The sequence below is a fragment of the Novosphingobium sp. BF6 genome (genome assembly GCF_058273105.1).
In genome coordinates this window covers 1,605,586-1,621,738 of record NZ_CM177775.1, presented here as the reverse complement: position 1 = coordinate 1,621,738, position 16,153 = coordinate 1,605,586, and the positions used below count along the sequence as shown (strand labels likewise).

Annotated in this window: 13 protein-coding genes; 6 read left to right on the top strand and 7 right to left on the bottom strand. The window is 64.5% G+C overall.

Translation table 11 applies throughout. The features are described from left to right. Positions 1–307: 307 nt before the first annotated feature. Positions 308–2,110 (bottom strand): translation elongation factor 4, encoded by a 1,803-nt coding sequence (lepA, locus tag AC4D6D_RS08015; RefSeq protein ID WP_147219774.1) that lies wholly within the window; start codon positions 2,108–2,110, stop codon positions 308–310. Between the two features lie 62 nt (positions 2,111–2,172). Further along, positions 2,173–4,875, bottom strand: coding sequence for an EAL domain-containing protein (locus AC4D6D_RS08010; RefSeq protein WP_491324867.1), 2,703 nt, complete (start codon positions 4,873–4,875; stop codon positions 2,173–2,175). Positions 4,876–5,078: 203 nt separating this feature from the next. Between AC4D6D_RS08010 and AC4D6D_RS08005 the strand changes: the two genes are divergently transcribed. Then, positions 5,079–6,431, top strand: coding sequence for an FAD-dependent oxidoreductase (locus AC4D6D_RS08005; protein WP_491324866.1), 1,353 nt, complete (start codon positions 5,079–5,081; stop codon positions 6,429–6,431). Between the two features lie 59 nt (positions 6,432–6,490). Here the strand turns inward: AC4D6D_RS08005 and dnaN are convergent, their stop codons facing one another. From dnaN to AC4D6D_RS07985, 4 genes are all read right to left on the bottom strand, one after another. Beyond that, positions 6,491–7,609 carry a DNA polymerase III subunit beta gene (gene dnaN, locus AC4D6D_RS08000; RefSeq protein ID WP_491324865.1) on the bottom strand — a complete coding sequence of 373 codons (1,119 nt, stop codon included), beginning with the start codon at positions 7,607–7,609 and terminating at the stop codon, positions 6,491–6,493. A 307-nt stretch (positions 7,610–7,916) separates the two neighbouring features. After that, positions 7,917–8,681 (bottom strand): 3-oxoacyl-[acyl-carrier-protein] reductase, encoded by a 765-nt coding sequence (fabG, locus tag AC4D6D_RS07995; protein WP_491324864.1) that lies wholly within the window; start codon positions 8,679–8,681, stop codon positions 7,917–7,919. Positions 8,682–8,786: 105 nt separating this feature from the next. Continuing rightward, entirely contained in the window at positions 8,787–9,722 is a 936-nt protein-coding gene (gene fabD / locus AC4D6D_RS07990) for an ACP S-malonyltransferase (protein WP_491324863.1), read from the bottom strand. A gap of 78 nt (positions 9,723–9,800) precedes the next feature. After that, positions 9,801–10,628: an LD-carboxypeptidase gene (locus AC4D6D_RS07985; RefSeq protein WP_491324862.1), complete on the bottom strand. Its 828-nt coding sequence runs from the start codon at positions 10,626–10,628 to the stop codon at positions 9,801–9,803. Between the two features lie 53 nt (positions 10,629–10,681). On the opposite strand from AC4D6D_RS07985, the gene AC4D6D_RS07980 reads away from it, so the two are divergent. Next, a complete protein-coding gene (locus AC4D6D_RS07980) occupies positions 10,682–12,091 on the top strand; it encodes a glutamate ligase domain-containing protein (protein ID WP_491324861.1) in 1,410 nt (469 codons plus the stop codon). A gap of 9 nt (positions 12,092–12,100) precedes the next feature. Here the strand turns inward: AC4D6D_RS07980 and AC4D6D_RS07975 are convergent, their stop codons facing one another. Further along, positions 12,101–13,045 carry a DUF808 domain-containing protein gene (locus AC4D6D_RS07975; RefSeq protein ID WP_147219782.1) on the bottom strand — a complete coding sequence of 315 codons (945 nt, stop codon included), beginning with the start codon at positions 13,043–13,045 and terminating at the stop codon, positions 12,101–12,103. A 244-nt stretch (positions 13,046–13,289) separates the two neighbouring features. On the opposite strand from AC4D6D_RS07975, the gene rpsF reads away from it, so the two are divergent. The 4 genes from rpsF (at position 13,290) to AC4D6D_RS07955 (ending at position 16,042) form a co-directional block, all read left to right on the top strand. After that, complete coding sequence (gene rpsF, locus AC4D6D_RS07970; protein WP_054440796.1) at positions 13,290–13,652, top strand: 30S ribosomal protein S6; 363 nt, start codon at positions 13,290–13,292, stop codon at positions 13,650–13,652. A 5-nt stretch (positions 13,653–13,657) separates the two neighbouring features. Beyond that, positions 13,658–13,882, top strand: coding sequence for a 30S ribosomal protein S18 (gene rpsR / locus AC4D6D_RS07965; RefSeq protein WP_021232952.1), 225 nt, complete (start codon positions 13,658–13,660; stop codon positions 13,880–13,882). Between the two features lie 14 nt (positions 13,883–13,896). Further along, positions 13,897–14,493 carry a 50S ribosomal protein L9 gene (rplI, locus tag AC4D6D_RS07960; protein ID WP_147219783.1) on the top strand — a complete coding sequence of 199 codons (597 nt, stop codon included), beginning with the start codon at positions 13,897–13,899 and terminating at the stop codon, positions 14,491–14,493. A gap of 118 nt (positions 14,494–14,611) precedes the next feature. Beyond that, positions 14,612–16,042, top strand: coding sequence for an AMP nucleosidase (locus AC4D6D_RS07955; protein ID WP_491324860.1), 1,431 nt, complete (start codon positions 14,612–14,614; stop codon positions 16,040–16,042). Positions 16,043–16,153: the final 111 nt, after the last annotated feature.

Below are 16,153 nucleotides of genomic sequence, written 5' to 3'. Positions count from 1 at the left end.
CCGCAAAGCCTCAGGCATTGCGCTGGAAACGATTGTCAAACGTGCCGAATCGACACCTCAGACAGCGACGGCTTAGGCGAACAAGCTTAACCAATCTTGCTCACGCAACGAGTCGCACCGCCTAGCGGCATTTTTCAAGCAGATTTAGATCAAAGGCGGATGGATATCTGCCGTAAGCATCAAGCGTCCAGCCCCAACGCAGCGAAGCCATCCAGTACGGCTCGAACCGTACTGGATGGCTTCGCAATATGCCGGATATCGGAAGATGAGCGGCAAAACAGATCCTGCCGCCCATCCGGGATCGGTCTTATTCCTCGCCCATGCGCAGCGCGGCGATGAAGGCTTCCTGCGGAATCTGCACGTTGCCGTACTCGCGCATGCGCTTCTTGCCTTCCTTCTGCTTTTCCAGAAGCTTCTTCTTACGGGTGATGTCGCCGCCGTAGCACTTGGCGGTGACGTCCTTGCGCATGGCCGAGATCGTCTCGCGGGCGATCACCTTGGCGCCGATCGCCGCCTGGATCGGGATCTTGAACATGTGCCGCGGGATCAGTTCCTTCAGGCGCTCCACCAGCGCACGGCCGCGCGGTTCGGCCTGACTGCGGTGGACCACCATCGACAGCGCATCGACCGGCTCGTTGTTCACGAGGATGTTCATCATCACGAGGTCGCCCTCCTGAAGCCCGATCTGCTCGTAGTCGAAGCTGGCGTAGCCGCGGCTGATCGACTTCAAACGGTCGTAGAAGTCGAACACCACTTCGTTGAGCGGCAGTTCGTAGGTCACCTGCGCGCGGCCGCCGACGTACGTCAGGTCCTTCTGGATACCGCGACGGTCCTGACAGAGCTTCAGGATCGAGCCAAGGTATTCGTCCGGCGTGTAGATCACCGCCTTGATCCACGGCTCTTCCATGAAGTCGATCTTCACCGGATCGGGCATGTCGGCCGGGTTGTGCAGTTCCTTCACGGTGCCGTCGGTCATCGTCAGGCGATAGACCACCGAAGGCGCCGTGGTGATGAGGTCGAGATCGTACTCGCGGCTCAGGCGCTCCTGGATGATCTCCAGGTGCAGCAGACCGAGGAAGCCGCAGCGGAAGCCGAAGCCCAGCGCCGCGCTCGATTCCATCTCGAAGCTGAACGAAGCGTCGTTGAGGCGCAGCTTGCCGATCGATTCGCGCAGCTTCTCGAAGTCGTTGGCGTCGACCGGGAAGAGGCCGCAGAACACCACCGACTGCACTTCCTTGTAGCCCGGCAGAGCCTCCGTCGCGCCGCCCTTCACCGTGGTGATGGTGTCGCCGACCTTGGCCTGCTCGACCTCCTTGATCTGCGCGGTGATGAAGCCGATTTCGCCCGGACCGAGTTCGGGCAGGTCGATGCGCTTGGGGGTGAAGCAGCCGACGCGGTCGACCAGATGGTCGGTTCCGCCCTGCATGAACTTGACGTTGAGGCCCTTCTTGATGACGCCGTCGATCACGCGCACCAGAATGACGACGCCGAGATAGGGGTCGTACCAGGAATCGACCAGCATCGCCTTGAGCGGTGCGGCGCGGTCGCCCTTCGGCGCCGGAATCTTGGCGACGACGGCTTCGAGGATCTCGTCGATGCCGATGCCGGACTTGGCCGAGGCCATGACGGCTTCGGAAGCATCGATGCCGATCACTTCCTCGATCTCGTGGCGCACCTTTTCGGGTTCGGCGGCAGGCAGGTCGATCTTGTTGATGACAGGCACGATCTCGTGGTCGTGCTCGATCGACTGGTAGACGTTGGCCAGCGTCTGCGCTTCCACGCCCTGCGCGGCGTCCACCACCAGCAGCGCGCCTTCGCAGGCGGCAAGGCTGCGCGACACTTCGTAGGCGAAGTCGACGTGGCCCGGCGTGTCCATCAGGTTCAGCTCGTAAGTGATCCCGTCGGAGGCCGTGTAGTTCAGGCGCACGGTCTGCGCCTTGATGGTAATCCCGCGCTCCTTCTCGATATCCATGTTATCGAGCACCTGCGCGCTCATCTCGCGGTCGGAGAGGCCTCCGGTGCGCTGGATCAGGCGGTCGGCAAGCGTGGACTTGCCATGGTCGATATGGGCAATGATCGAGAAATTACGGATCTGGGCGAGTTCGGTCATGGATGCGCCGTTAGCAGCGCTTGGACCATTTGAAAATGCGGTGCGCGCGCATTTTCAGCCCGTCACCCGGCCCTGCGCAGCAAACCTTCATCGTCGCCCCCGGAAGAGGCTTCGACGCGTGCAGGCGTGAATACGACCGATCCACTACCGTCCAGTTCGAGCGGGCGCAGGAATTCCACGCCCATGCGGTCTTCCCGGCACCAGCGGGCGGTGGCCAGAACGACATTGTCGTCGGCCAGATGAAGGCCGAACCGGGTCTCTGTCGGCACGTTCCAGAGACCTTCGACCATCGCCCCGGTGCTGGAAATATTGCGGATCGTCGCATGGTAGATGTGGCCGCCATGCTCCAGCACGACCTTGCGCAGCATCGCCTGACGCGGTGCCCGGGCCGAGCGCGGGCCGGTGGCAAGGGCGACGAGGCCGCGGTCGAGCCGCGCCATGACTTCGGCCGCCGTCAACGACTTTTCATAGATATAACCCTGGACGTGGCTGCATCCGAGCAGGCGGACGAGGTCCAGTTCGTCCAGCGTCTCGATCCCTTCCGCAGTCGTCTCCATGCCAAGCGCCTCGGCAAGGCCGACGATCGAGGAGATGATCGCGCCGTTGCGGCTGCCCTCGATGGTGGCCCCGCGTACGAAGCTCTGGTCGATCTTGATCTTGTCGAACGGTGCCTTCTTCAGATAGCCGAGCGAGGAATAGCCGGTGCCGAAATCGTCGAGCGCCAGCCGCACGCCGATCCTCTTGAGGGCGCCGAACATCGCCTCGGTGGACTTGTCCTCGCCAAGGAAAACGCTTTCGGTGATCTCCAGTTCGAGCCGGGCGGGATCGATACCCGATTCGGCAATGGCTCGGGTAACCACGGCAGGCAGTTCGGGGTTGGCGAATTGCAGCGGCGACACGTTCACCGCTACGCGCACGTCATGCGGCCAGGCCGCAAGGTCGCGGCAGGCCTTGCGCAGTGCCCATGCACCGATCTCCGAGACGAGACCGGTCTCCTCGGCCACCGGCACGAACTTGGCGGGCGAGAGATAGCCGTGCTTCGGGTGCTTCCAGCGCAGCAGTGCCTCGAAGCCGGTGATCCGCTCGGTCGTGGTATGAATCTGGGGCTGGTAGTGCAGTTCCAGCGCGCCCGCATCGATCGCGTCGCGCAAGTCCTGCTCCAGTTGCTGGCGCTCGCGGGCGTCGGAATGGAGGTCGTCGTCGTAGAAGTGATGGCGCCCTCGCCCACCGCCCTTGGCGGCATAGAGCGCAAGATCGGCATTGCGGATCAGCGCCTCGACGGTGGTTCCGTCCTCCGGACACATGGCGATGCCCACCGAGGCGCCGATCGTCACCCGCGTACCGTCGATGGAATAGGGTTGCGAGAGGGTCTCGATCACCCGGCGCGCGAGATGGCCGAGGCCCTCGTGCTGGTGATAGCCCGGCAGGATCACCTGGAACTCGTCGCCGCCGAGGCGTCCTACCCGCCCCATGTTCGCCACCGTCGCGCGCAGACGCTCGGCCACCTGCTTGAGCAGGGCGTCGCCGGCCGGGTGGCCCATCGTGTCGTTGACCTGCTTGAAGCGGTCGAGATCGAGCAGGAACACCGCGCAGGCGCGGTTCTCGATGCGCGGCGAGTTGATGACCTTCTCCAGCCACTCCGACATCTGGAAGCGGTTGGCGAGCTTGGTCAGCGAATCGAAACGGGCGAGCTGGGTGACGTGCTGCTGCGACTTGCGCGTTTCGGTCAGGTCGATGCCCGAGCCGCGAAAGCCGAGGAAATTGTGGAACTGGTCGAGCACCGGCCTGCCGTTGATCGACCACCAGCGCTCGTCCTTCTCGTCGGTTGCGGCGCGCACGGCGATGTCGTGGAATGAGGAACGGGTCGAAAGATGGAAGGCCAGCGTACGCTCGCTGTCATGGTCTTCGGCGCGCAGGCGGAACAGGCTGAGGAAGGGCCGTCCGTAAAGCTCGGTCTGCTTGCTACCTACCAGGTCGGCAATGCGCGGCGAGACATAGGCGATCAACCCGCGCCGGTCGGTTTCCCAGAACCAGCCCTGCCCGGTTTCCTCGTATTCGCGCATGAATTCTTCGGCGCGGTGCTGTTCGCGTTCCTGCTCGGCGCGGCGCGTGGATTCCGCGCGGGCCAGCCGGGCCTGCCGCATCGCCACCACCAGTCCGATGCCGGTGCCTGCCGCCAGCAGACCGAGAGTGGCCAGCGAGGCCGAATGGATCGAGGCGCCCGCCCACAGGCCGACGGTGGCGGCGACGATCGAGGTCAGCCGACGTTCGAGCAGGACCGTCGCAAGCAGGGCCAGCAGGCCGTAGCCCTTGATGGTAACCCGCCCATCCAGCGTGGCGACATCGTGCGTCCACTGCGACGCCGCCACGCCGAACAGCACCATTGGCAACGCCACGGCCAGCAGCATCAGCGGGTAGCGTTTCCAGCTCCCGTGATGGAGTCGCCCTTCCAGCGTCGCCAGCCATGGCGCGCCGAGACAGAGCAGAATGGCCGCGAAAGCCAGCGAAAGCGACAGCGGCTGCGGCGCGCTGCGGGAGAGCACCCCCATCGCCACCATGTTGCAGACGATACCCGGCGCCATGAGTTCCCAGCGCCGCGCGATGAAGAAGTGGAGCGGATCGCTGCTCGGCCCGCGCGGGCGGAGGAAGGCGAAATTCGGAACGGGGTTTCGGGTCTCGTGTTCGGTGCGATCTTCAGGCGCGCGCGAGTTCGTCGCACTTTCGCGCGCGGGTTCGTTCGGCTCTCGGGTCCCCAACCACACCATTGCAACGGCTTTTGCCCTGCCCCCATTGCGAAAGTGTTAAGTTCCGGCAACCAAGTCGATAATCGGGCAAATCCGATCCCGGCCGGATATGGCACGAGAGGCCCATCCCACCGGATTTCACTTGCCGCCGATCCGGAAGCATGTTTGCTTCACAAGTGGCGGGCGCACTGATCCAGTTTCCGTCCGCTTGGGAGAAAACATCCATGCGACATATCGCCATCGTCGGATCGGGACCGGCCGGGTATTATACTGCCGAGGCAGCGCTCAAGCAGTGGAGGGACGATGTCCGGGTCGACATCTTCGATTCCTCGCCCGTTCCCTTCGGACTGATCCGCACCGGCGTCGCCCCCGATCACCAGAGCATCAAGAGCGTGGCGCGGCGATACGAGACGACCGCCCTCAGCGACAACGTCCACTTTGTCGGCAATGTCATGGTCGGCCGCGACATTTCCATCGATGAACTGCGCGGACTCTACGACGCCGTCGTGCTGGCGACCGGCGCGCCGAACGACCGCAAGCTCGGCCTGCCGGGCGAGGACCTGCCCAATGTCTTCGGCAGCGCGGGTTTCGTCGGCTGGTACAACGGTCACCCCCAGTTCGCCGAGCTGCACCCCGATTTCAGCCATGAAACCGCAGTGATCATCGGCAACGGCAATGTCGCGCTCGATGTCGTGCGGATTCTCGCCAAGTCGGGGGAGGAATTCGCAGGCAGCGATATCGTCGCCCATGCGCTCTCGTCGCTGGAAAGGTCGCAAATCCGGCGCATCGTCGTGCTCGGGCGGCGCGGGCCGCATCAGGTGACGATGACCCCCAAGGAACTGGGCGAACTCGCCAAGCTCGCGCGGGCCTGCCCCCGCGTCGATCCTGCCGACCTGCCGCCGCTGACCGAGGATGCCGCGCTCGATCCCGGAATGCGCAAGACCATGGGTCACTTGCGCAGCTTCGCGATGGCGGGCGGCACCGCGAACGACAACGGCAATGATGTGATCTGTCCCGACCGCGATATCGCCATCGAGTTCGACTTCTTCGCCGCCCCGCGCGCGATCCTCGGCACCGACCGGGTCGAGGGCATCGAGATCGAACGCACCAAGCTGGTGGACGGCAAGGCCGTGGGAACCGGCGAGACCTACCACATCCCGGCAGGCATCGTCGTCGCCTGCATCGGCTACCAGACCTCGCGCATTCCGGACGTTCCCTATGACGAACAGGGCGGCCGCTTCGCCAATGTCGAGGGCCGGATCATGCCCGGTCTCTACTGCGTCGGCTGGGCGCGGCGCGGGCCGACCGGCACCATCGGCACAAACCGCCCGGATGGCTTCGCGATCGTCGAGAAGATCGATGCGGACCTGGGTCCCGCCGGCGGCGCCGGCAAGCCGGGCCGTCCCGGCTTCGAAGCTCTCGCCGCGACGCGCGGTATCGACTTCGTGAAGTTCACCGAGTGGCAGAAGATCGACGAAGCCGAAGTCGCCAACGCTCGCCAGGGCGCCCCGCGCGAGAAGTTCGTCGAGGTCGACCGCATGATCGCCAAGGCCCACCCCTCGGTGCAGGAGAGCTGACCAACGAAAAAGGCCGGGGAACTACCCCGGCCTCTTCCATTTGCTTCGAGTCTGTAAGCTCAGACGCGCATCGGCATCAGCACGTAAAGTGCCGGGCTCTGGTCGTTCTGGCGGATCAGTGTCGGCGCACCGGCGTCGGCCAGATGGAGTTCCACCGTGTCGCCGTCGATCTGGCCAAGGATGTCCTTGAGGTAATTGGCGTTGAAGCCGATCTCGAAACCTTCCGAGGCATAGTCCGCCGGGACTTCTTCCGCCGCCGTGCCGTTATCCGGCGAGGTCACGGAAAGCGTCACGCGGTCCTGCTCCAGCGCCATTTTCACGGCGCGGGTCTTTTCGGTGGCGATGGTCGCCACGCGGTCCACGCCTTCGAAGAAGCTCTTGGGATCGATCTTGAGCAGCTTGTCGTTCCCGGTCGGAATGACGCGGGTGTAATCGGGGAACGTACCGTCGATCAGCTTGCTGGTCAGCACGACACCGTTTTCGCCGCCCAGGGTGAAGCGGATCTTGCTGGCCGAAAGATCGACGAGCACGTTGGTGTCGAGCGCTTCTTCCAGCAGCTTGCGCAGTTCGCCCACGCACTTACGCGGCACGATCACGTCGGGCATGCCCTCGGCGCCGTCCGGACGCGGCAGGGTGAAGCGCGCGAGGCGGTGGCCGTCGGTGGCGGCGGCCTTCAGTTCCTCATCCGAGACGTGGAGGAAGATACCGTTGAGATAGTAGCGCGTTTCCTCGGTCGAGATCGCGAAGCGGGTGCGGTCGATCAGCTGGCCCAGCGTCGCAGCGGGAATTTCGAAGCTGGTCGGCAGTTCGCCTTCCGCGATCATCGGGAAATCGTCGCGCGGCAGGGTCGGCAGCTGGAAGCGGCTGCGACCGGCCTTCACGACCATGCGGTTGTCCGAAGCGTCAAGGCTGACCTGGCTGCCGTCCGGCAGCTTGCGGGCAATGTCGAACAGCAGGTGCGCGGAAACCGTTATCGCACCGGCCTGCTCGACCGAGACCGCACCCAGGCTTTCGACGACCTGGAGATCAAGGTCGGTCGCCATGATGCGCAAGCTCCCGGAACCCGAGGCCTCGATCAGCACGTTCGAAAGAATGGGAATGGTATTGCGCCGCTCGACAACGGACTGCACGTGCGAGAGACAGCGCAGGAGCGTGGAACGTTCGATTGTGGCCTTCATGGCAGCCTCAAGTCCCCCTTGGTCGGGCTAGGGATGCGCACATCCCGAATTTCAGGACGAATATCTCTAGCGAACGGGAAACAGGCGGCAAGCGACTATTGCCCGCCCTTTGGCGTTTCTGGGGATAAATGGGGGGATTTTGGACGTTTTTCAGATCATCTGAACGCGTTTTTGACATCATGTCCGTAAAAGGCTTCATCGCGCATCCGGCCCGCGCAAATAAATTCTTCCCACCTCTCGTGCGCACATAAGGCGCAACCGCGCGGATCGCGAGGCGTCATCCTCGCAATCCGCGCCGGTCTCAAGGTCAGATCATCACCATGCCGCCGTTGACGTGGATCGTCTGGCCGGTGACGTAGCCTGCTTCCTTCGAGGCGAGGAACACGGCGGCAGAGGCGATGTCGTCGCCCTCGCCCATGCGGCCCATCGGGATGCGGCCGTTCAGCGCGTCCTTCTGCGCATCGGGCAGCACGTCGGTCATCGCGGTGCGGATGAAGCCCGGCGCGATGCAGTTCACGGTGACGTTGCGGCTGGCGAGTTCCTGCGCGAGGCTCTTCGACATGGCGGTGATGCCGCCCTTCGCCGCGCAGTAGTTCATCTGGCCGGGGTTGCCGGTGGTGCCGACGACCGAGGTGACGTTGATGATGCGGCCAAAGCGCGCCTTCATCATCGGCTTGGTGACGGCGCGCATCAGGCGGAAGGTCGATTCGAGGTTGATCTTGATGACCTGATCCCACTCCTCGTCCTTCATGCGCATGGCAAGGTTGTCGCGGGTGATACCGGCATTGTTGATCAGGATGTCGATCTTGCCCAGCGATTCGAGCGCGGCGGGAACCAGCTTCTCGACCTGCTCGGGATCACCGAGGTTGCAGGCGATGGCGACATGGTCGACGTCCTGCACATGCTGCGGGGTGTGCTCGTCCAGCTCGTCGCGGAAGGCGCGCAGCTTGTCGGCGTTCGAGCCCGAGATGGCGAGGCGGGCACCCTGCGCGGCCAGCGCGCGGGCAACGGCGGAACCGATGCCGCCCGAGGCGCCGGTGACGAGGGCGGTCATTCCGTTGAGGTTGAACATCTTTTCAAATCTCCGTGAATCGCCTGCCGAAACGGCAGCGACGGCCCGCTGAACGGGGCCATTCTTCAAACCTTCGAGGCGCCGGGGTCAACCCCGGCGCGTCGATCAGAGGCTTTTCGCCAGTTCCTCGATCTCGGCCATGGTGACGGCGGAGATCACCTCCACCTCACCGGCCGAACGCTTGATCATCGGACCAAGCACCTTGCCGCCGAGTTCGACGAACGTCTCGACGCCTGCCTCGCGCATGGCGATCGCGCTTTCGCGCCAGCGGACGCGACCGGTGACCTGCTCGACCAGCAGGCGCTGGACTTCGGCGGAATCCGTGACGACCGAAGCAGTGACATTGGCGAACAGCGGAACGTGCAGGCTGCCCGGAAGAGTCTTGGCCAGCGCCTCCGCCATGGCATCGGCAGCGGGCTGCATCAGCGGGCAGTGGAACGGCGCCGAAACCGGCAACAGCACGCCGCGCTTGATGCCGTGGTCCTTAACGAGAGCGACGGCGCGCTCGATGGCCTCCTTGTGGCCGGAGATCACGACTTGCGTGGGGTCGTTGTCGTTGGCGACGGTGCAAACCTGACCTTCCGCAGCGGCTTCAGCCAGCGCGGTCGCCTTTTCGATGTCGGCACCCAGCAGTGCCGCCATGGCGCCAAGGCCGACCGGAACGGCCGCCTGCATCGACTGGCCACGCAGCTTCAGCAGCCGCGCGGTATCGGCAAGGCTGAAGGCACCGGCGGCGCAGAGCGCGGTATATTCGCCCAGCGAGTGGCCGGCAACGAAGTCCGCCTTGTCGGCGAGCGTCACGCCGCCCTCCTTCTCCAGCACGCGCAGGACGGCGATGGCATTGGCCATGATCGCCGGCTGGGCGTTCTCAGTGAGGGTCAGTTCCTCTTCGGGACCCTGCGTCATCACGCGGAAGAGGTTCTGGCCGAGCGCCTCGTCCACTTCCTGGAAGACCTCGCGCGCGACGGCGCTGGCTTCGGCGAGTTCGGCGCCCATGCCGACCTTCTGGCTGCCCTGTCCGGGAAAAACGAATGCACGCATCTTGGCGGCTCCTTCTGTCCGGCGGGCAGGCGATTGCGCCCTGCCGGTTTGTGAATCTTTTATATGTGGCGCGGCGCGTTATTGACCTTGGGGTCGCTCCGCAAGCCCGAACGGCACGATGCGGTTCATCGCGTCATGCCCGATATCGGCGCTGCCGAGGTAGGAAATAGAGTGATGCGCGCACCAGTGACGAACGATTTCCTCGGCCTCGATGCCGAACGGACGGTCGTTTTCCGGTACGTCGCTAATCCGACCAAGGCGCACACCGGCCACCCCGCCAAGGTGCGCGGTGAGGTGGAAGAACAGCCGGTCGACCGCGTAGAGATACTCCGAAACCTCCTCGACAAGCACGACATGGTTGGCCAGCCCCGGCATCAGCGGGGTGCCGCAGAGCATGGCCAGCGTCATCAGGTTGAAGGCTACCCGCGGGTGCTCGTCGCCGGTCGGCTCCACGCCGGAGGCATCGCCGGTCAGCCAGCGCAGCGCGCGCCGCACGGCTTCGTTACCACCCTCGCGACGGATATCCGCCAGCATCGGCCCATGAACCGGCTTGCCGATGCGGGCGCGATAGAGGCCGCCCAGCAGATAGCCCGCGTCGGAATAGCCAAGGAAGGTCTTGGCCTGGGCATCGTGCGTGAACCTGGAGATAGCCGCTTCCGCCACCCGGCAAGCGCCATAGCCGCCGCGCGCGAACCACACGGCGTCCACCGAAGGATCGTTGGCACACTCCACCAACGCCGCGATCCGCCGCGCGTCACTGCCGGCGAAATGGCCTTCCATTTCGAAGCACTGCTCGTGGATCGCAAGCTCGACATCGGGGAACTCGGCAGCCGCGAGAGCAACGACGGCCTCCGCATCCTCGCGGGTGATCGGGGTGGACGGTGCACAAACTGCGATACGGGTCATGGCTCCTTCCTATCGAGGTTGTCAGGACGAACAAGGCCGCATACCGAAGCGTCATGACTTCCGATCACGATCTCACTTCTCATCCCTGGTTCTTCTGCGGCATCGGCGGATCGGGCATGTTGCCGCTCGCGCTGATCCTCAAGGGTCACGGCGCAAAAGTCGCAGGGTCGGACCGCAGCCGCGATCAGGGCCGCACGCCTGAAAAGTTCGCCTGGCTGGAGAGCCTTGGTTTCGACCTGCACCCGCAGGACGGCAGCGGCATCACCAGCGCTGAGCAGACCTTGGTCGCCTCGGCGGCGGTGGAAGACACGGTGCCGGAAGTGGTCCGCGCGAAGGAGTTCGGCTGCCCGCGCATGAGCCGCGCGCAGCTTCTCGCCACCCTCTTCAACGCGGCGCCTTTCGGCGTGGCGATCGGCGGCACCTCCGGCAAGTCGACCGTCACTGGCATGACCGGCTGGATCATGACCCATGCTGGCCGCGATCCCACGATCATGAACGGCGCGGTGATGAAGAACTTCGTCTCGCCCGACGCCCCTTTCGCCAGCGCCCGCGTGGGTGAGGGCGAGGTCTTCGTGTCGGAAGTGGACGAGAGCGACGGCTCCATCGCGCTCTATCGCCCGAAAGTGGCGGTGCTGGGCAATGTCAGCCTCGACCACAAGAGCCTTGAGGAACTGCGCCAGCTTTTCGGCGATTTCCTTGCCCGCGCGGAGGTATCCGCCATCAATCTCGACGATGCGGAGACCGCCGCTCTCGCCCCGCATGCCAAGGCCTTGGTGACGTTCGGCATCACATCGCCGGACGCGCAGATCGGTGCAATCGATGTGGTCGAAGGGCCAACGTCGCTGACCGCCGAGGTGCTGGATCGCCGCGACGGGACCTCGCATGCGCTAACGCTGAAGGTGCCGGGTCGCCACAACCTCTACAACGCGCTCGCCGCCATCGCCGCCGCCAATGCCGCCGGGGTTTCGGTGGCCGAGGCGGTCGAGGCGCTCGGCAGCTTCGTGGGCCTGGCGCGGCGGTTCGATATCGTCGGCACCTCGCCCTCCGGCGTGACGGTGATCGACGATTTCGGCCACAATCCGGACAAGGTTTCGGCCACGCTGGCCACGCTCAAGGCGCATGCGGGCCGGGTGATCGCCTTCTTCCAGCCGCATGGTTACGGCCCGCTCAAGCAGATGGGCCATGAACTGGCCGAAGTGTTGGCGACAAAGCTGGGGCCGGACGATGTTACGATCCTGTGCGATCCTGTCTATTTCGGCGGCACGGTGGACCGCTCCGAAGGCAGCGAGCGCATCGTCCACCTGATCGAAGCGGACGGCGGAAAAGCCGAATATGTGCCGTCTCGCGAGGACTGCGCCACCCGCATCACCCAGATCGCACGGCCCGGCGACCGCGTGGTCGTGATGGGCGCGCGCGACGATACGCTGACGGTCTTCGCGAAGGACCTGCTGGCGCGACTGTAACGCGCGGGGTCAGTGCACCTTGCCGCGAGCCTTCGCGACAAGGTGCACCAGAACCGCAATCACCGCGCCCAACACCAGGCCCACGACCGCCGAAGCAACGGCGTAACCCAACCAGCCGAGCGCACCGCCTAGCGGCCCACCCAGCACTTCCAGCCAGTGCTGGACCCCATGGGCGATATGCGCAGGCGCCGGAACGCCCAGTTCCTCCAGTCCGTGCAGGACGATCCCGCCGCCGACCCAGAGCATCGCCAGCGTACCGACCGAGGCCAGCACCGTCAGCACCTTGGGCATCGCGCTGACGAGCATGCGGCCGAAAGCCTGCGTACCCTTGCCCTGCTTCTTTGCGAGGTGGAGGCCGATGTCGTCCATCTTCACGATCAGCGCCACCGCGCCGTAGACGCCCGCCGTGATAAGAATGCCCACGAGCGCCAGCGCCACTGCCCGCGTCACAAGCGAGCTATCGGCCACTTCCGAAAGCGCGATCGCCATGATCTCCGCCGAGAGGATGAGATCGGTGCGAATCGCACCGGAAACGCGGGCCTGCTCGAAGCTCGCGGCGTCCGAAACAGGGTCTTCCAGCGTTTCGCCGTGCTTGGCCCCGCCCAGCTTCTCGATGACCTTCTCCGCGCCCTCGAACGCGAGATAGCTGCCGCCCAGCATCAGGATCGGCGTGATCAGCCAGGGCAGGAAGGCGCTGAGCAGCAGGGCGATCGGCAGGAGCACGACCAGCTTGTTGAACAGGCTGCCCTTGGTGATCTTCCAGATGATCGGCAGTTCGCGTTCGGGCGTGAAGTCGGTGACGTAACCGGGCGTCACTGCCGCATCGTCGATCACGACGCCAGCAGCCTTGCTGCCGGCCTTGGCGACCCCTACCCCCACGTCGTCCAGCGAGGCGGCGGCGGCACGGGCAATCACCGCAACGTCATCGAGAAGCGCAACGAGGCCGGATGGCATCTGGAACAAACCCCCTGTTCAAAAGACTTTGCCGCCATGCGGGGGAAAATCGCACCGATCAAGCGAAACGAACAAACTACCCCCAACCCAGCTTTTGCTTGCGTTCCTCGCCCAATCCGCTAAGGGCCCGCCTTCCGTCTCGTGCGCCATGCCGCATGCCGGACGGGAAGGAAGAAAGCCGGAGGGGCCCCGCAATCCCGCGGACAAGCCAGCGATCGGTTAGATCAAGATAAAGGAAGCTGCCGTGGCTCAGTATGAGCACGTGTTCCTGGCACGCCAGGACCTCAGCCAGGCGCAAGTCGATGCACTTGCCGCCACCGCCACCGAGATCGTCGAAGCCAACCAGGGCAAGGTCACCAAGACCGAGACCTGGGGCCTGAAGAATCTCGCGTACAAGATCAAGCGCAACCGCAAGGCGCACTTCGTGATGCTGAACATCGAAGCTCCCGGCGACACCATCGCCGAGCTCGAGCGTCAGACGCAGATCAACGAAGACGTCATCCGTTACCTGACCATCCGCGTCGACGAGCACGAAGCTGGTCCGTCGGTCATGATGCGCAAGAGCGACCGCGAGCGTACGCGCCGTCGCGAACGTGAAGGGAACTGATTTCCATGGCACGTGCATTCTTCCGCCGCCGCAAGTCCTGCCCGTTCTCGGGCAAGAACGCTCCGGCCATCGATTACAAGGACGTGCGTCTGCTTCAGGGCTTCATGTCCGAGCGTGGCAAGATCGTTCCCAGCCGCATCACCGCGGTTTCCGCAAAGAAGCAGCGTGAGCTGAGCCAGGCGATCAAGCGCGCCCGGCACATCGGCCTCCTGCCCTACATCGTCAAGTAAGGAGGACTAGCCTCATGGACATCATCCTCCTCGAACGCGTCGAGAAGCTCGGCGCCATCGGCGATGTCGTTTCCGTCAAGGACGGTTACGCCCGCAACTACCTTCTTCCCAACAAGAAGGCCCTGCGCGCCAACGAGAAGAACAAGAAGGTCTTCGAAGCCAACCGCGCGAAGATCGAAGCTGAGAACGCCGAGCGTCGCTCGTCGGCCGAAGCGCACTCGGGCAACGTCGAAGGCAAGCAGGTCGTCCTGATCCGCGCCTCGTCGAACTCGGGCCAGCTCTACGGTTCGGTCTCGGTTCGTGACATCGTCGACGCTCTCAACGAGCAGGGCGCCGAAGTCGCGAAGCAGATGATCGTGCTCGAACGCCCGATCAAGACCATCGGCGTGTTCGACGTTCGCGTGAACCTGCACCCCGAAGTCGCCGTGACCGTCAAGGTGAACGTCGCCCGTTCGCCGGACGAAGCCGACCTGCAGTCGCAGGGCGTCGACGTGATGGCCGCGATGTTCGAACAGGACGTCTCGGGCTTCACCGAAGCCTACGACCCGAACGCCGAACCCGGCGAAATCGCGGTCGAAGAGGAAGTTGCCGAGACCGAAGAAGAAGCCTGAGCTTCCCCTTCGCGGTAACGACCGTCGAGATCGAAGGCCCTCGCTCCCACCGGAGCGGGGGCCTTTCTCTTTTTCACGCCGCTATTGCACTGCAATACAGATTGCGTAATTACGGGCGATGGAAACGATCAAGAACACCCTCGCGGAACTGGTCCGCGTTTACGAAACCGCCGTCAGCACCCTGCGCGCGGATATCGCCGCCTTCGTCGAGAACGGCACCCCGCCCCCGCCCGAACGCCGCGAAACGCGCGCCTGGTCCTATCCGGAACTGCGCATCACGTACGCAGGCGTGGAGCGCGGAAGCTTCTATAGCCGCTCGTTCGGCCGCCTGAACGAATCCGGCGTCTACGTAACCACGATCACCAAGCCGCGTCTCTTCGCGGACTATCTCGAGGAACAGCTCGCGCTGCTTCACGAGGACTACGAGGTGGAGATCGAGGTCGCGCCTTCCGCACAGGAAATCCCCTTCCCTTACGTCCTCGACGGCGTCGGCATGGGCGATGTTACCCCGCAGGAACTGGCCGCGCACTTCCCGACCACCGAACTCGCGCTCATCGGTGATGAGATCTCGGACGGCGTGTTCCGCCATTCGGCCGAGGAACCGCTGCCGCTGGCCCTGTTCGATGGCCTCCGCACCGACTTCAGCCTCGCGCGCCTGCAGCACTATACCGGCACCAGCGTCGAGCACTGCCAGCGCTATATCCTGTTCACCAACTACCACCGCTATGTCGACGAGTTCGTGGACTGGGCCGGGCAGCAGATCGGCTCGAACGGTTATACCGCACTTTCGGGCGCCGGCGGCCTTTACCTCGACACCCCGGTGGACAATGCCCGTGAACGGCTTTCCGACACGGCATGGCGCCGTCACCAGATGCCGGCCTATCACCTGATCCGGCCGGACAAGTCGGGCATCACCCTCGTCAACATCGGCGTCGGCCCCTCGAACGCCAAGACCATCACCGATCACCTCGCGGTCATCCGTCCCGAGGTCTGGCTGATGATCGGCCACTGCGGGGGCCTGCGCGAAGGCCAGCGTATCGGCGACTACGTGCTCGCCCATGCCTATCTGCGCGACGACCACGTGCTCGATCCGGTGCTGCCGCCGGAGATCCCGCTGCCCGCGATCGCGGAAGTGCAGCAGGCCCTCGCCTCGGCCGCCGAGACGGTCAGCGGCGAAGGCGGTGCCAACCTCAAGAAGCGCATGCGCACCGGCACCGTCGTCACCACCGACGACCGCAACTGGGAACTGCGCTATACCGAATCCGCGCACCGCTTCAGCCTGAGCCGTGCCATCGGCATCGACATGGAAAGCGCCACGATCAGCGCCCAGGGCTATCGCTTCCGTGTCCCTTACGGCACCCTGCTCTGCGTTTCCGACAAGCCGATCCACGGCGAACTCAAGCTTCCGGGCCAGGCCAACCGGTTCTACGAGGAGGCCATCGCCAGCCATCTCAAGATCGGCCTCCAGGCCTGCGACCTGCTCCGCGCCGAAGGCGAGAAGCTGCACTCCCGCAAGCTGCGCGCATTCAACGAGCCGCCGTTCCGCTGATCGCCGCGACCTGTGCTGCATAAGAAAGGGCGTCGCTCCGAAAGGAGCGGCGCCCTTTTTCTATTCCAGCCCAAGCAATCCGCCTTCCGCATCTTTGGCGAGGCAGGCGCG

Bases quoted from the DNA above. Each gene is read 5' to 3' on its own strand.
- rpsR (WP_021232952.1), top strand. From the start codon at position 13,658: ATGGCACGTGCATTCTTCCGCCGCCGCAAGTCCTGCCCGTTCTCGGGC.
- rplI (WP_147219783.1), top strand. From the start codon at position 13,897: ATGGACATCATCCTCCTCGAACGCGTCGAGAAGCTCGGCGCCATCGGC.
- fabG (WP_491324864.1), bottom strand. From the start codon at position 8,681: ATGTTCAACCTCAACGGAATGACCGCCCTCGTCACCGGCGCCTCGGGC.
- AC4D6D_RS07955 (WP_491324860.1), top strand. From the start codon at position 14,612: ATGGAAACGATCAAGAACACCCTCGCGGAACTGGTCCGCGTTTACGAA.
- dnaN (WP_491324865.1), bottom strand. From the start codon at position 7,609: ATGAAGGCCACAATCGAACGTTCCACGCTCCTGCGCTGTCTCTCGCAC.
- AC4D6D_RS08010 (WP_491324867.1), bottom strand. From the start codon at position 4,875: ATGGTGTGGTTGGGGACCCGAGAGCCGAACGAACCCGCGCGCGAAAGT.
- AC4D6D_RS08005 (WP_491324866.1), top strand. From the start codon at position 5,079: ATGCGACATATCGCCATCGTCGGATCGGGACCGGCCGGGTATTATACT.
- fabD (WP_491324863.1), bottom strand. From the start codon at position 9,722: ATGCGTGCATTCGTTTTTCCCGGACAGGGCAGCCAGAAGGTCGGCATG.
- AC4D6D_RS07975 (WP_147219782.1), bottom strand. From the start codon at position 13,045: ATGCCATCCGGCCTCGTTGCGCTTCTCGATGACGTTGCGGTGATTGCC.
- lepA (WP_147219774.1), bottom strand. From the start codon at position 2,110: ATGACCGAACTCGCCCAGATCCGTAATTTCTCGATCATTGCCCATATC.
- AC4D6D_RS07985 (WP_491324862.1), bottom strand. From the start codon at position 10,628: ATGACCCGTATCGCAGTTTGTGCACCGTCCACCCCGATCACCCGCGAG.
- AC4D6D_RS07980 (WP_491324861.1), top strand. From the start codon at position 10,682: ATGACTTCCGATCACGATCTCACTTCTCATCCCTGGTTCTTCTGCGGC.